Genomic DNA, 15,444 nt, shown 5'->3' with positions numbered 1-15,444 from the left:
AGCTCACTAACTTATTTATATTCAGGAACCCACTTCATGTCAGCAACGGCTTGCTTAGCACTAGTGATTGGTTCCTTATTTAGCTTTTGGTCGATAACACTTTGGGCTACGACTTCGGCTAACGTTTGTGAAAATTCAGTAATCTTTGAAACGGGTGGTAAAACGGCTGCCCCTGGCTTGCTCGTATCAACGATACCGCCCAAAGCATGACAAGCAGCGGATAACGTTTCTGCGTTCAAGACTTTGGCCGTTGAGGCAATCAACCCAAAGCCTAAACCAGGGTACATCAAGGCATTATTGCCTTGACCAATCTGGTAAGTCACACCCTTGTATTCAACATCGTCCGCAGGAATCCCTGTCGCAACTAAGGCCCGGCCATCCGTCCACTTAATTAAGTCTTCCGCTTTCGCTTCGGCTAATTTCGTTGGGTTAGACAATGGGAAGATGATTGGCCGGTCAGTATGAGCTGCCATTTCCTTAATAATGCTTTCGGTAAAGGTCCCTGGTTGCGTCGAGGTCCCAATCATAACGGTTGGGTGAACGGCCTTAACAACGGCTTCCAAGTTCGTCAATTCATCAGCATTGCTGAATTCACTGCGTTGACGGGTGAAAGCTTTTTGGGCTGGCGTTAAGTCTTCGGTGTCGTCGAATAACAAGCCTTGCTTATCAACGGCGTAGAAATGTTGCTTGGCTTCAGCTTCTGTCAGACCAGCTTGCATGAGTTCGTCCATGATTTGGCTCGCAATTCCCATCCCGGCAGTCCCAGCACCAAAGGACAAGATCTTTTGGTCTTTGATACTTTCCTTAGAAATATTCAAGGCCCCTAAAATTCCGGCTAAAACAACCATCCCAGTACCTTGGATATCATCATTAAAGGTCGCAATCTTGTCTTTGTATTGATCTAAGATTACTTGGGCGTTTGAACGACCAAAGTCTTCCCAATGTAATAATGAATCTGGGAATAACTTTTGTTCAGCGGCCACAAACTTATCAATGGTTTCGTAATAACGATCACCATAAATCCGCTTGTGCCGATTGCCTAGGTACAACGGATCATCAAGGAGTTTTTGGTTATTCGTCCCAGCATCAATACTGACTGGTAAGACTTGTGACGGATCAATCCCGGCCGCAGCCGTGTAGACCATCAATTTACCAACGGCAATATCAACCCCATTGACACCCCAGTCACCCATGCCTAAGATCCCTTCAGCATCGGTCACAACCACTAACCGAATGTCACGGCCAGTCGCTGCATTCTTCAACGTGGCTTCAATATCTTCAGGGGCATCGACAGATACAAAGGCCGCATTTTGGGGATCCAAGAATAATTCGTTATATTGTTCGATTGAGTCAGCGACGACGGGATCGTACACGATTGGCATGAATTCAACCACGTGTTGATCCATCAAGTGGTAGAACAACGTCCGGTTTTCATTGAACAAGTTCATTAAGAAAATCCGTTTTTCTAAACGCGTTGGCTTACTTTGAAATTGGGCATATGCCTGGGTCGTTTGTTCTTCAATCGTTTGAACTTGGCTAGGTAACGTCCCAGTTAAACCTAGTGCTTGGCGTTCAGCCTTAGTAAAAGCTGTCCCTTTGTTTAAAAAAGGGTTATTTAAAATTTGGTCTGCAGTTTTCGTCATTAATAATTCCTCCGTTTGGGTTAGTTTAACTATTGAATTAACTAATTTGGTAAGCTGCGATTATCAGATTAACGAATCCGTTCATCACGGTCAACAATCTGCGCTCATCAATTTACATTTAACACCTTAAACCCGCTCAATTATTATAGTCAAACTTGTCAGCTACTATAAAAATATTTTATAATGTCAGTATAAACGCTGATTTAACAGGAGAAATCATGAATACAAAAGACTTAGCCTATTTCAAAGAACTAATTAATCAAAAAAACTTTTCAAAAGTGGCCGATTTTTTTGGCGTTAGCCAACCAACCATCACCACAGCGATCAAACGCTTGGAAGCCGAATTCGGATCACAACTCGTTATTCGTGACCGCGTTCATCATGAGTTGACAATCACGCCGAGTGGCCAGCAGTTAGCCGAACATGCCACTAGTATTTTGCGTGAATTGGATACTGCGCATCATGAAATCCAAAATCTCGTTCAAAATCAAATTGCACTAGGGTTGCCGCCCATTATTGAAAACTATTATTTTCCTAAAATCGCGGCCCAGCTTAAGCAGCAGCGGCTTCTGCGCCATATCTTAACGGTCGAAGGCGGCTCGGTCGAATTACGTAAAGGGTTATTGGACGGGCAGATGGATATGGCTTTATTAGGGTCCATCGAACCCCTCTCCTACCAGAACTTAATCGCCGATGAATTCGACCGCCATCCGTTTTACATTTATGTCGGTAAAACCCATCCGCTCGCTGATCGCAAACGCATCTTTTTCAGTGAACTGCGCCATGAAGACTTTGTCTTGTTCGAAAACAGCTTCGTGCACAATCAAGCTTTCAATCGACTCACACGACGCAATCACTTTCGCCCGGACGTCGTCTTTCGTTCCAATGACACGCACATGATTATGAAGTTAGTGGCCCAAAATGTTGGTATTACTTATTTAACCGATATCGTGGATCAACAAGCTGATGTCGTGCGGCTGGAACTAATGGATGAGGAACGTCCAGAATTCATCACTAGTATTGTCTATCGCACCACGCATATCTTAACGCCCGCTCAGCAGCAGTTATTGGCTATTATGCATCGCATTCTGGCTTAATCACTAACACTAACTTGTTCGTCTCCGTTGACCAAGCGATTCGCTGTGGGGCAACCCTGAAGCTTTAAAACCAGTCTTCGAAGTCGGCCCAGTCACTAATCTAGGGAAAATCACCCAGCTAATTGACTCGACGCGACGACTCATTTGGTCACTCCGACTGTTATTGCTGGACTACTTTTAATCACGGTTGACTATTATCGGCTCTTTGTCACATAAAAGGTAACGCCTACAATTAAAAATTGATAATGGAGTATCAAATAATATGTCAGCAATTATATTACGTATAACAAAAAAGACACGATATAAATACCATGTCTTTATAAATATTACTTAAAGAATAATCCACTTTCGGCCGATGCCTTATTAATTAAGAGAGTCTTATTTGTCCAATTGTAAAGGACAGAATCTGGATCTGAATTAATGTTGATTCCAAGTTGTCCGAAACCATTTTGAAGTTGTGGGTTCATATGACTGATAGGCTTATAACCTGTGTGTGGTTCTGCTACAATCTTTTTGCCATCTTTACCATTACCACTGATAAAATAAAGCTTCCAATGATTAGATTTATTAGTAAACGTTTCGCTATTGGAATGCATACCAGGCATGACTTCAAGTGCGTATTTAGGATGACTTATAATTCCTGATAAGCGATGTCCGTTACTCAAGGTTGCGACATATGACGTGCTATCTAACATGTTAAGCTTGGTTCCTTTAGCCGGGATTAGGTATCCCTTAGAGTTTGTTAAAGGTCCCGAACCTTTTTTACCAGGTTTAATCAACCAATTATTCATGATCTTAATATTGTTTCCACTAGAAAAACCTTTACTCATACTCTGCAGCTTACTCTTACTAATCTTATTACTTGAGCTCACAGATGAGCTTGACTTAGACTTAGCACTCGTGGCTACGGCCTTACTCTTTGTCTTAGCCTTTGGAGCCTTGCCATTCTTCACATAACCATGCCAAATCCAGCCCTTAGTCTTACCATTTTTCGACTTGATATAGTTATAAACAGCCGTCTTCTTATTAGTCTTAATAACCTTAGCTTGCTTAGTCCGATAGAAGGTCGTGTGCTTGTAGTTCTTAGCCTTGTGAGAAATCTTGCTGAGCTTAGCCGATGAATACATATTCCCTTTAGAAACATGAACGGCTTTCTTAGCTAACTTCTTATAGCGAAGAACTTTATTCTTTTTACTGGCTTGTGCAACAATCACGCCACTACTATCATATGTAATTGGATCACTCAAGACGCTAATTCCAAGACCTAGGCTTAGGGTCGCTACGATGGCCAATTTTGCAGCTTTAGACTTCAAAATAATTCACTCTTTTCTTTATGTATGATAAGTACTATTATAGTGAGAAAATATTGGGATTACAATACTTAGCAACTGCCAACAGATCCGTAAGATTGTGTATGAATGGCAATCTTACGGACCCGCCTTATTTCATTTTCACGATCATATACCAGTTTAAGCGCTGTTGAAATCCAACCTAGGACACCTAGCTGAAAGCTTCCACGGTCTCCGCAATGATTAAACATCTTTTGGGTGAAGCTCTCCTGTCATCATTCTCGTCAAACCAACCCCAACCATCAGTAACAGCAGGCCACTCATAAGATATTTATATTTCTGCTTATCGACCATGCTGAGACTTTCCTCCAAGCAAATACTAAATCTAATCTGATTTTACTACGCTGTGATGGTATGGTCCTGATTCAACAACGTCATTGAGTAGTAACTTAATAAATTAGCACTAAAAAAGATTGGAAGTTTGAAATGCAACAAAAGGGTTAGACAAATCTATATTCAGTTTTAGACAATGGCCTGTTTTCGGTATTCTACCAGGGTCAGACCATTTTTATTTAATGAGATTCGTTTAGTGTTCCAGGTAACATATTATCTAGGTTTAGAACATTTCATTAATCCAAATAAGCACTCAAAATCGATTGATTCGATTTTGAGTGCTTATTTGGATTGCTACCCTATTAAGATTTTGACTTATCTTAATTATCAACGACTGCCTTTGACACTAGTTAAAATTGCAACCGATCAGTTAATTTCTAACAATGACCTTAATCAGGTTTGAACCCAACTTACAACCACGGATTAATTAACGCCGGGCGGGCCAGCATTAGCTCAGTGGTGTCGTTTGACTTAGCCGGTGATTTCCCGGGTTAGTCAAAGACCGGCTTATGAGACCGCCCTTTGGCTCATAAACGCGGCCATCACGTTCCAGCCAATGCTGGCCCAACCAGAGTGGCAAGCTTAGTCCAACCCACTAGCAACAATCAAACCGCTAAGCAAATTGTGCAATTTGTGCCGCTGACAATTGACTGTTCATATGACCGCTAACAAAGCCGCCCAGATCAATTGACACAAAATCAAAGCCGTAAACTTTCAATTGATTATTGATACTGTCCCGTTTGCTAATCAAGTTGGCAATATCTTCACTAGGCACTTCAATCCGCGCAGTTTGATCCGTTGACCGCACCCGCACAATTGGAAAACCTTGCGCCCGTAAATACTTTTCGGCCCGTAAGACACGGGTAAGCATGGCAGGCGTTAAGACCGTATCGTAAGGGAACCGCGAGGCAATACTGCATGACGGCACCTTGCTCCAGTTCTTTAAGCCGTTTGCTTGGGCTAGATCACGCACATCGGCTTTGTAGAAACCAGCGAGTTCTAAGGGGCTCTTTGCTCCAGCTTCATCACGCGCACGCATGCCAGGCCGATAGTCATTTTCATCGTCCATAATCATGCCATCCAGTACAACTTCGTAGCCGTGTTGCTGCTGCAACTCAACCAAACGATTGTAAAATAATTGCTTAGCGTAATACCAGCTATCAGCCGTATTATGCTTAACGTGTGGTTCACTCAAATAATCCAGATCCGTTGTTTCGACTTGCGCGCCCATCTCGTTGGCTAATTTAACGGCGGCAGTAAATTCATCGTCACTGAAGAATTCTGAATTCGCCACTACTGCTAAGACGTTGTCGCGACCTAAAACGGTGATCGCCATATTTAACACTAAGGTACTGTCAATCCCGCCTGAAAAACCAACGACTGCCGACTTAAATCCTTGTAACGTTTTGACTAATTTTTGCTGTTTAGTTGTCATTTGATAATCCCCTCATCTTAAATTTAGTTTTTGCCAGTCACCGCGACTTCTGGGACAGTCATTGAACCAGCCGGTAAGACAATCACTGACGCCTGATCCCCTTTTTCAGCTAACGCATCGGCAAAAGCGACTTGTAGATCATGATAAGGTTTAAAATGCACGTTTCGCATTTCCTCATCCGTTAAGTCGGAAACCGCCCACGTCTGTGCCCAAGTATCGATCTGTGCCATTTTAGCGGCTTTATGGTAGCCTAACTTCCAACTGTGGTGGATCTTTTTTAACACATCTTCTGGATCTTTTTCTGAACTCAATAAGTTATAAAACGGCTTCGGCCCAATCCCCGTTCGACACTTGGCAACTAGGATCAAGATGCCCTTTTCATTCAACGCCAACTTCCCATTATCCAGCGCCTTTTGTGACTGATAGAGGTCGACATCCATGGGGTATGGCGCCGTCGAGATGACGATATCAGCCTTGTGCGGAATCACCACGCCATAGACTTCCTTGGCCTTATCGATCCCCGCATAAAATGATTTGCTCAAGTCCCCCGCTGTGACCGCATAAATGTCATGTTGACTATCCAGCACCATTTCAATCGCAAAGATATTAATGCCACTCAGAACATGCATCGCATCCATCATATCTTCATGCACCGGATTGCCATCTAACTTCAATGCCCGCGCTGAATCTTGTAACGCTAAATAATGGTTCTTCGAAATGGTTTCATACGCAGCAACACCGGGCAAGAACGACTTCCGTCCCCCGGTATAACCGGCAAAGTAATGCGGTTCGATTGAACTGATTGGCACTACTTTATGCGCTTCCGCCACGATCTTATTCAGATACATCGGCGTCCCGTTTTGTGACTCACCTAAGTAGCTCATCGGATCATTATGGCAGTCGTGACAATGCACACGCTGTTGCCGCTTTAAATCTTCATAGATGGCATGCCCAAAAATAAAGTCATATTCTTCTGGAGTAGGTTCCCGATGAACCCCGGTAGCCACAATAAAATAAATATTCTTATCTTTAATCATGGGATAGATATGTTGCAACACTTTCGCAGTTGGCGTTGGCCGGGTCCCGTCATTCACAATGAAAACGACCCGTTCATCCGTATCCATGAATTTTTCAAACGATTCATCAAAAAACGGTTGTTTTAAGGCTTGATCAATCGCCTCGTTTTCATCGACTGAGGCAACCGGATTCGGATTAAAAACGCCTACTAATTGTTGATCTGGCACGTCAATGTTAAACTGCTCACTTTTACCATATGGCACTTTTACTTTCACATTAATCGCGGCTTTCCTAATTTACTTGTCTCAACAAGTGGCTACCCTGCTATTGCGCAGTGATATCCATTTTGACTAATTCTTCAATTAATTGTTGTTCCGTTTCGGTCGGCACATAACCAGTCCGCATCGCGACCGACACATTAAAGCTAGTTGGCAACGGGTCATTGATTGCTAAGCGCACCACGCCATCATCGGAATTGACAATGTCGCGCACCAATAAGCCCACACCTAAGTTGGCATGCACCAGCCCTTTTTCCCAAGAAATATCCGGCGTACTGTAAATAATCGGTGGATTAATCCCCGCATACTCACAATAAGCGCGAAAGGCCCCCGGATGGACAAACTTCCCAGTTAGCCCAATAAATTTATCATTGGCAAGTTCTTTAAAGTCGATACTTGAACGATCGGCTAAGCGATGCTGCGGGCTCACAATCACACAAAACGGGCGGCTGCCTAGATGAATCGCCGTAATGCCCGGCACGGCTAACGGCTTATATGAACCTAATAGGGCAATATCAATATCACCATGCTCCAGCAAAGTTAGTAATTCCCCAGAACCAGTCTCGGTAATCGCCAGTTGCGGCAGGAACCCCTTGTTCAAGAGTTCACCGGCAATATTGGTAAAATACATCGTCCCAATAATTGGTGGCAAGCCGAACCGAATCTTCGGTTTTTTGGTACTATCAATCTCGCGATGAGCTAAATCAATATTCTGCTGAATCAGTTGGGCATTCTTATAGAGCAATTGCCCAGCCCGGGTGATCTCAGTCCGCTGATGACTGCGGTCTTGGGCGACCAGCTTGGCTTGAAACTCCTTCTCCAACCGATGCACCGCTTGTGTGACTGCCGGTTGGGACACCTCAAACTGCTGTGCGACCAACGTATAATTTTTATGTTCAACTAAGGCTCGAAAATAAGCCAAATCTCGCGTATTCATCATGCCCACTCATTTCTCTAATCGTTGGTTCAAACGATCATGAATCGACTAAAAGCCCGCAACAGATCAACTAGGTTGACCATTACCGGACTTTCAATCGGTCAAGATATGCTCTTTGACCAAACAATTTTCATTTAATGATGTTACGCACAACTTACCATAGACCGATTAGTTTCATCCATAGTGACCCGGCACCAATCCAAATGATAAAGTACACAATCCCTAAGATGGCATTCATCCGCCACCATTCATTCTGCGTGACATAGCCCGAGCCAAATAAGATTGGCGCTGGACCATTACTGTAATGAGTGGTGGAAGCAAACAAGTTACCAAAGAAACCAAGCATCAAAGCTGCGAGTAACCCCGGAACGTGCGCCGAAATAGCAACCCCTAGAAAGGCACTGTACATCGCACTGACATGTGCGGTTGCACTGGCGAATAAGTAGTGACTGTAGAAGTATGCCAAAATAATCACGACTAACGCGATCACCCAGTTCAAACCGCTCATAGCACCAGCAATTGCTTTACTCAACCACGGGATAAACCCAGATTCGTTCAATTGCGTTGCCATCATGACCAGTACTGAGAACCAAGTTAACGTATTCCACGCACCGGTTTCCTTAGTAACATCTTGCCACGATAAGACCCCACAAAGCAAGAGCAATGATAAGGCGATAAACGCAGTTAAGGTCGCATCGATCCCAGTCATACTACCAGTGACCCATAATACCAGCGCAATCACAAAGATACCGCCCATGAACTTTTCTGGTACACTGATTTTACCCATTTCACTCAACTGTGATTCCGACCATTGCTTGGCATTCGGTGTTTCTTTAACTTCTGGCGGGAACATCTTGTAGATCAAGAATGGCACGACAATCAACGAAATAATCCCGGGCACTAATCCGCCTAAGAACCAGTTCATCCACGTAATGTGAACCCCCATCGTCTTCGCTAATGATTGTGCTAAGGGGTTCCCAGCCATGGCGGTTAAGAACATGGCTGACGTAATAACGTCCCCCTGGAATTCAGAATACATTAAGAATGACCCAATCTTACGTTGCGTTCCCTTTTTGGGTGAAGAGCCGAACGCTTCCGATAATGAATTAATAATCGGATACATAATCCCACCGGCTCGCGCCGTGTTACTTGGCGTCGCTGGTGCTAAGACCAGATCAACCCCAATTAGGGAATAGGCTAAACCCAACGTGCGTTTCCCGAACAGCCGCACGAATTGTAAGGCCACACGCCGGCCAAGACCCGTTTTGATAAAGCCGCGCGAGATGAAGAAGGCCATGACAATCAGCCAAATACTCCCGTTCCCAAAGCCGGCAATCGCCGTATCCAATGGGACTTGCTTCGTTAAAACAGCCACGGTGAAGCCTAAAATGGCCACCCCACCAATGGGTAACGGCTGCGTGATACAGCCAATAATCGTGGCAACGAAAATGGCAAACATATGCCAAGCGCCCAGCGATAACCCAACGGGCCGCATCGGACCCATAAACCAGAGAATTAGCCCGACCACGATTGGGGCGATAAACTTTTTGTATTTTACTTTTTCCAGAGACATGGCGCCGCTTCCTTCTTTTTTACGAGTTTACTTTTGCAAATATTTAAAGACTTGTTGACCAGCTTGCCGGCCGAAGATCACCGTTTCAGCAATGGAGTTGCCGCCAATCCGGTTATTTCCGTGTAAGCCGCCGACAACTTCCCCAGCTGCGAACAACCCGTTAATGACTTGCTTAGCTGGCGTCAAGACTTGGGTCAAATGATTGATTGAAACCCCGCCCATCGTGTAATGCACAGCAGGCGCGATGTGGATTGAGAAGAATGGCGCTTTCACAATTGCCCGATCCATCCCAGTTGTCCGCTTAAAGTCAGTATCTTGATGACCATCCACGGCGGTATTCCACTTGGTAACTGCAGCAGTTAAGGTATCAGCATCCAAACCAGTTGTTTGGGCTAATTCAGCGATAGTGTCGGCTGTCTTAACTAAACCAATATGGTCATAGAATTCCACGGCCTTGACCCGATCACGGATACCTTGGTCAAAGATTAAGTAAGCCCCGGTACCACCGAGCGCATCAATCGCTGCGGTCACGTTCTTCCGCGTATCCAATTCGTTTACAAAGCGGGCCCCGTTTTTATTAACTAAGATGGCCCCTTCGCCCCGAACCGCTTCACCAATTAAGTAAGCATGATCCGTATCTTGTTGAACCGTTGGATGGACTTGAACTTGATCCATATCGACTAAGTTAGCCCCAATCGTTTGAGCTAATTCAATCCCGTCGCCAGTCGCACCCGGTTGGTTCGTGGTGTTGTAGCCTTTCAAATCTTGACGGTATTTCGTCAACAAGGCTTGGTTAGCCCCAAAACCACCAGTTGCCAAGACCACGGCACCAGCTTTGATCGTCTTTTCACCAGTCGCGGTGGTCACCTTAACCCCGGTAACCGTGTCGTCCGCTGCTTGGATTAAGTCAGTCACTTTGACGTCGGTATATAATGGAATCTTTTCTTGAGCAACTTGTTTCAATAATTCGGTAACTAAGAAGCCACCGATGGGCGCCATCGAACTTGGCCGATGGGTCCGCATCGTGCTCATTCCCCCAGTAATGGTTAAGTCGTCCAAGATAATGCCATGGTCGGCTAACCAATCAATGGCTAACGCACTATGTTCAGTGAAGTATTTTAATAACTCAGTGTTATTCTTTTCGCCGCCACCTTTATACGTATCGGCATAAAAGTCTTCATAGCTATCCACGATATGATGGTTTAATTGTACTTCGGTTTCGGCGGCATTCATTCCTGAAGAGGCCCGGTTCGTGTTCCCACCGATTTTCGGCATTTTTTCTAAAATAACGGGTTTCAAGCCAAGTTCATGGGCTTGAACGGCACTGGTCATCCCAGCGGCACCGGACCCAATAACGACAACATCGTATTGGTCGGCTAAGGTTGCTAAATCATTAGGTACAAAATGAAATTTTTCTGCCATCTTTAATTACCTCTCTTATTTAAAACACACAATTTCCAAAACATGCCTGCTTTCAATGTCAAAGTCGCATCAAACGCAGGCATGGATTCTATTTAAATTAATTCAGTGTTTGCTATCACTTGCCGCTCCGGTTGGTCTGGATCGACGCTGGAACGTGGTGGCCACGTTTGCAAGCCAAAGTGCGGTCTTGCAAGCCGGGCTTTGACTAACCCGAGCCAAATCACTCGGCTAAGTCAAATGTCACCACTGAGCGTCATCCAGCCCGCCCTGCGCTAATTACAATGGACTAGTTTAAGGTGTCACATGCTTACTTAGTCGCAGTGACCAGGATGTTCACCGTGTCGAGTCAGTTAGACCGGTGATTTTCCGGTCTTAGTGACTGGGCCGACTTTTAAGCCGTGGTTTTCGGCTTAAAAGCGCCCTGCAGACCGCATTTTGGCTGCAGGTCTGCCCCACCGTGAACGTCCTGGTCAACGGAGACGGTTAATCAGATCATCGCCTAGTGTTGGTCGATATTGGTCATATCGATTGGCACCATCCATTCGTCGTATTGCGCTTCAGTGACTAAGCCGGACTTGATGGCAGCGACTTTCAAGGTTGTGCCGTCTTTTTCAGCTTGTTGCGCAATCGTTGCACTTTCGTGGTAACCGATGTGTGGTGATAAAGCAGTTACAGTCATCAATGAACGGTCAACTAATTCTGCCATCCGATCAGCATTAACTGACAAACCATGGATCATCTTGTCAGCGAAGCCAGTCATGGTCCCAGCTAATAATTCAGCAGATTCCAAAAAGGCACTGATTAAAACGGGCTTGTAAACGTTCATTTCAAAGTTACCTTGGCTAGAAGCCATGCCGACAACGACATCGTTCCCCATAACCCGAACAGCAGCCATAGTTACCGCTTCGGCTTGAGTTGGGTTAACTTTACCAGGCATGATTGATGAACCGGGTTCGTTAGCTGGAATGTTTAATTCGCCATAACCAGCACGAGGGCCGCTACCTAAGAAACGGACATCGTTAGCAATCTTCATGAGATCACTTGCCAACGTCTTGATAGCCCCATGAACCACGTTTAACCCAGAATGAGCAGCTAAGCCGTAGAACTTGTTTGAATCAGCCGTAAATTCAACCCCATAAAGTTCAGTCATCTTTTTAGCGATGATTTCAGCGAAATGTGGTGCGGCGTTCAAGCCGGTTCCGACAGCCGTTCCACCCATGGCTAGTTCACTCAAAGTTGGGTTCAATTGCTTCAAGAAGGTCAAATCATGTTCAACCATGCTGGCCCAGCCGCTAACTTCTTGACCAAACGTCATTGGGGTGGCATCTTGCAAGTGGGTCCGGCCAATCTTAACTACATGCCAGTACTTCTTTTGCTTTTCTTTTAATTCGGCTAATAAGTGGGCCGCGGAATCTTCCAACTTATCAACAGCCACCGCCGCGGTAATGTTCATAGCGGTTGGGAAGATGTCGTTTGAACTTTGACCATGGTTAACATCATCGTTGGGTAAGATTTCAATGTCAGCATTGAGCTTACCAGCCATATGCGCGACCACTTCATTGACGTTCATATTCGTTTGCGTCCCAGAACCAGTTTGGTAGATCACCAATGGAAAGTCTTTGCGTAGATCTTCATCGTCTAAGCTCAATAATTTATCAATTGCTTGCACAATCAAGTCAGCTTTTTCAGGCGCGATGGCGTCAAGTTCTTTGTTGGCAACCGCCGCGGCTTTCTTAATTTGTAACAAAGCTTTGATTAATTCCAAAGGCATTTTAGCGCCAGTGGGGAAATTATTGCGGCTCCGTTCGGTCTGGGCACCCCATAATGCGGTTGCCGGAATTTTAACTTCGCCTAATGTATCTGATTCGACTCGATAATTTTCCATGATGAAACCTCCATTTGATTTTGATTACGAATGTGAAATTAGTAACAACTCATTTACAACTTGATTCTAACCGCCCTCGAAAGCTATAGTCAAACTCATTATTACCGATAAGTTTTACTTATGAGGTTGATTTGACAACGTTTTCATTGCATATAAATGGTTGATTTCAAAAATCAATATAAAAAAATTTAACTTTTTTATCTGTTTATTTATTCACATTAATTAAACTGACTAACCGTTTTCACCCTTAGCTGTGTTATAGTTAAGGGTACCTAATTGGAGGGATTTATTGTGGATAATGCAGCACTAAAGACTTATTTAGCCGACAATTCGCAAGTTGTCGCCATTTTCATGGACAAAGCGACTGACTTTTTAAACAAACAGAATATGGACCGTTTACCTGCACGCCGTTACAACGATGCTGAAATCAATCGCCAAGCTGAAAAATTACTTGATCGGGTCATCGATACGTTACACGATAAGATTGCCCCCCACACCCGCGATGATAGTACGGCCGCTTGGGAACAATTCTTAAGTACTAACGATGTGCTTGATGACTTGGAACTCTCAATGAATGAAATGAGTTTTGAACAAGAAGATTAGTTGATGAGATGGCCAACTAATTGTGATGACAAGGATCAGCTAGTTTAACGGCTAGCTGATTTTTATGGTCTTAATTCAATTGGGGTCACCACGTTTCAGCCGATACTAGTCCCAACGGAGTGGTAATCAATCACCAAACCAGTATAACTTAGGAAGAAACTTGACACCACAGTTTAATACATCAAGTTTTTTGTGGTTTACACTTGTAAAATAAGTGTATATCAGTCATAATACTGGTATACACCAATGGGGGATTATCATAGAGGAGAAGCAGTATGTCTAACCAACCGGCAGCAGTGGCAACTCTGTACTTTAAGTTGCGAAATGGAGACGGCTATTATCAGCTTCGCTGTGAATGTGGCCCTAATCGCTTTGTTATCAGTCAGGTTCATTGGCCCGCCTTCAAAAATTTCTTTTCACTGAAGTATTGGCGCACACACTTTGAGATTGACCGCGCCATGCTACCGTTATTTGTCGATAATGTCATGGGCATTATTCAACCTTGGCATGACCATTATGACTTGTTAGACACGTCTCAGCCCAACCATGACCAATGGGAAGTGATCGTTTCCAATTCAGATTGGCACACGACCCAGAAACGTTATGATGGCAAGCTCGTGCAGACCACCAACTACCTTCATCGTAGTGGTGTGGGGGCTTATCCAACCGATTTTCAGCAATTATTAGATTTAATCCAACATTACCAGATCATCGGCAAAGCCAATTAAAAAAACGACCTGACAACTTTTAACCGTTATCAGGTCGTTTTTTAGTAACTGCTAAGCCAACTGACACCTATTGTTCTTTCAAGCTGCCGCATTTAAGACCGGTGCCACCCACGCTGCTAAGTCCGTTAATGGCACCGGTTGTAACTGCGGTTGACCCAATGCCGTTAAGTAGACCCAGGTTAGCTGATCACCGTGCACCTTCTTATCATGCCGCATCGCCTCTAACACGGTGCTGAGCGCCAAATCAGGTAGTTCGGTTGGCAGACCGACTACCGCTAACCGAGCAGCAATGGCGTTAGCTGTGCCAACGGGGGTTAACCCTTGTGCTTCGAATACCCGACACACAGCAACTAAGCCCATTGCCACCGCCTCACCATGCATCCACTTACCTTGTCCTAACAATTCGACCGCGTGGCCAATTGTATGGCCAAAGTTCAATAGTTGCCGTTGTCCGCCTTCCTTTTCATCAGCCCGCACAATCTGGGCTTTAAAGCTAACACTACGGGCAATCAGCTGCGGCGCAAACAGTAAAATATCATCAGGTTGTTGAATCGATTGCAACAATTCCCAGAAATCCCCGCCAACTAGCGCCGCACATTTCACCACTTCCCCATAGCCTTCGACCAGCATCCGTTGGGGTAAGGTCGTTAGGGTTTGCGGATCAATCAAGACTAAATCCGGCTGATAAAAACTACCGACCAAGTTCTTTCCTGTTGGCAAGTCCAGCGCGGTCTTACCACCAACTGAACTATCCACTTGCGCTAGCAATGACGTGGGTAGCTGAATGAGCCTGATACCACGCATATAAATCGACGCAACAAAGCCAGCTAAATCACCGACAACGCCATCATTGCGCGTAAAATGCGCTTGACTCAAGGCCTCGACTAATCGCATCGTCTGCGTCCAACTTTTACTAGCTTCTCCGGTCGGCACCGTCAATACCGTCACGGCAAAGCCCCCCGCCATTAACTGAGTTTGCACTTGGTCAGCATATAGTGCCCCCACTGTTGTATCAGTGATCAGCGCAATTCGCCGTGGTGTCCAGACCGTTTTAATGGCTTGAGCCACATTCATCAAGCTGCCAATTTTAACTTTGACGGCGTAATTAGCAGTCGTCGTTTTCACTTCAATGGTTGTCATTTAC

12 protein-coding genes are annotated in these 15,444 nt (G+C 44.8%); 3 read left to right on the top strand and 9 right to left on the bottom strand.

What is annotated here, in order from left to right; translation table 11 throughout:
• Window positions 1-11 precede the first annotated feature (11 nt).
• Window positions 12-1,676, bottom strand: a complete 1,665-nt coding sequence (locus FFM80_RS02525; RefSeq protein ID WP_223877282.1) for a malolactic enzyme — start codon at window positions 1,674-1,676, stop codon at window positions 12-14.
• 185 nt (window positions 1,677-1,861) lie between these two features.
• Between FFM80_RS02525 and FFM80_RS02520 the strand changes: the two genes are divergently transcribed.
• Complete coding sequence (locus FFM80_RS02520) at window positions 1,862-2,740, top strand: LysR family transcriptional regulator (RefSeq protein ID WP_137639360.1); 879 nt, start codon at window positions 1,862-1,864, stop codon at window positions 2,738-2,740.
• A 326-nt stretch (window positions 2,741-3,066) separates the two neighbouring features.
• Here FFM80_RS02520 and FFM80_RS02515 read toward each other — a convergent pair whose 3' ends face one another.
• The 7 genes from FFM80_RS02515 to FFM80_RS02485 form a co-directional block, all read right to left on the bottom strand.
• Window positions 3,067-3,987 carry a hypothetical protein gene (locus tag FFM80_RS02515; protein ID WP_171001020.1) on the bottom strand — a complete coding sequence of 307 codons (921 nt, stop codon included), beginning with the start codon at window positions 3,985-3,987 and terminating at the stop codon, window positions 3,067-3,069.
• A gap of 1,048 nt (window positions 3,988-5,035) precedes the next feature.
• Window positions 5,036-5,857, bottom strand: a complete 822-nt coding sequence (larE, locus tag FFM80_RS02510; RefSeq protein WP_137639358.1) for an ATP-dependent sacrificial sulfur transferase LarE — start codon at window positions 5,855-5,857, stop codon at window positions 5,036-5,038.
• A gap of 23 nt (window positions 5,858-5,880) precedes the next feature.
• The gene (locus tag FFM80_RS02505; protein ID WP_137639357.1) at window positions 5,881-7,149 is read right to left on the bottom strand and encodes a lactate racemase domain-containing protein; all 1,269 of its coding nucleotides are present in this window, start codon (window positions 7,147-7,149) and stop codon (window positions 5,881-5,883) included.
• Between the two features lie 49 nt (window positions 7,150-7,198).
• On the bottom strand, window positions 7,199-8,089 hold the full coding sequence (locus FFM80_RS02500) for a LysR family transcriptional regulator (protein ID WP_137639356.1): 891 nt from the start codon (window positions 8,087-8,089) through the stop codon (window positions 7,199-7,201).
• Window positions 8,090-8,243: 154 nt separating this feature from the next.
• Complete coding sequence (locus FFM80_RS02495) at window positions 8,244-9,662, bottom strand: anion permease (RefSeq protein WP_137639355.1); 1,419 nt, start codon at window positions 9,660-9,662, stop codon at window positions 8,244-8,246.
• A 27-nt stretch (window positions 9,663-9,689) separates the two neighbouring features.
• Window positions 9,690-11,084: a flavocytochrome c gene (locus FFM80_RS02490; protein ID WP_137639354.1), complete on the bottom strand. Its 1,395-nt coding sequence runs from the start codon at window positions 11,082-11,084 to the stop codon at window positions 9,690-9,692.
• Between the two features lie 499 nt (window positions 11,085-11,583).
• Window positions 11,584-12,969: a class II fumarate hydratase gene (locus FFM80_RS02485; protein ID WP_137639353.1), complete on the bottom strand. Its 1,386-nt coding sequence runs from the start codon at window positions 12,967-12,969 to the stop codon at window positions 11,584-11,586.
• 291 nt (window positions 12,970-13,260) lie between these two features.
• On the opposite strand from FFM80_RS02485, the gene FFM80_RS02480 reads away from it, so the two are divergent.
• Both FFM80_RS02480 and FFM80_RS02475 read left to right on the top strand, forming a co-directional pair.
• On the top strand, window positions 13,261-13,572 hold the full coding sequence (locus FFM80_RS02480; RefSeq protein WP_137639352.1) for a hypothetical protein: 312 nt from the start codon (window positions 13,261-13,263) through the stop codon (window positions 13,570-13,572).
• A 275-nt stretch (window positions 13,573-13,847) separates the two neighbouring features.
• Window positions 13,848-14,300 (top strand): hypothetical protein, encoded by a 453-nt coding sequence (locus FFM80_RS02475; protein WP_137639351.1) that lies wholly within the window; start codon window positions 13,848-13,850, stop codon window positions 14,298-14,300.
• Between the two features lie 78 nt (window positions 14,301-14,378).
• Here FFM80_RS02475 and aroB read toward each other — a convergent pair whose 3' ends face one another.
• A complete protein-coding gene (aroB, locus tag FFM80_RS02470) occupies window positions 14,379-15,440 on the bottom strand; it encodes a 3-dehydroquinate synthase (RefSeq protein ID WP_137639350.1) in 1,062 nt (353 codons plus the stop codon).
• Window positions 15,441-15,444: the final 4 nt, after the last annotated feature.

Source organism: Lactiplantibacillus dongliensis (genome assembly GCF_005405105.1).
GTDB classification, from domain to species: Bacteria; Bacillota; Bacilli; order Lactobacillales; family Lactobacillaceae; genus Lactiplantibacillus; species Lactiplantibacillus dongliensis.
This window is presented reverse-complemented; position numbering and strand designations above follow the sequence as displayed.

What these genes read in the sequence shown, in the direction of transcription:
- FFM80_RS02520 (WP_137639360.1), top strand. Translation starts at nt 1,862, where the DNA reads ATGAATACAAAAGACTTAGCCTATTTCAAAGAACTAATTAATCAAAAA.
- larE (WP_137639358.1), bottom strand. Translation starts at nt 5,857, where the DNA reads ATGACAACTAAACAGCAAAAATTAGTCAAAACGTTACAAGGATTTAAG.
- FFM80_RS02500 (WP_137639356.1), bottom strand. Translation starts at nt 8,089, where the DNA reads ATGAATACGCGAGATTTGGCTTATTTTCGAGCCTTAGTTGAACATAAA.
- FFM80_RS02495 (WP_137639355.1), bottom strand. Translation starts at nt 9,662, where the DNA reads ATGTCTCTGGAAAAAGTAAAATACAAAAAGTTTATCGCCCCAATCGTG.
- FFM80_RS02490 (WP_137639354.1), bottom strand. Translation starts at nt 11,084, where the DNA reads ATGGCAGAAAAATTTCATTTTGTACCTAATGATTTAGCAACCTTAGCC.
- FFM80_RS02485 (WP_137639353.1), bottom strand. Translation starts at nt 12,969, where the DNA reads ATGGAAAATTATCGAGTCGAATCAGATACATTAGGCGAAGTTAAAATT.
- FFM80_RS02475 (WP_137639351.1), top strand. Translation starts at nt 13,848, where the DNA reads ATGTCTAACCAACCGGCAGCAGTGGCAACTCTGTACTTTAAGTTGCGA.
- aroB (WP_137639350.1), bottom strand. Translation starts at nt 15,440, where the DNA reads ATGACAACCATTGAAGTGAAAACGACGACTGCTAATTACGCCGTCAAA.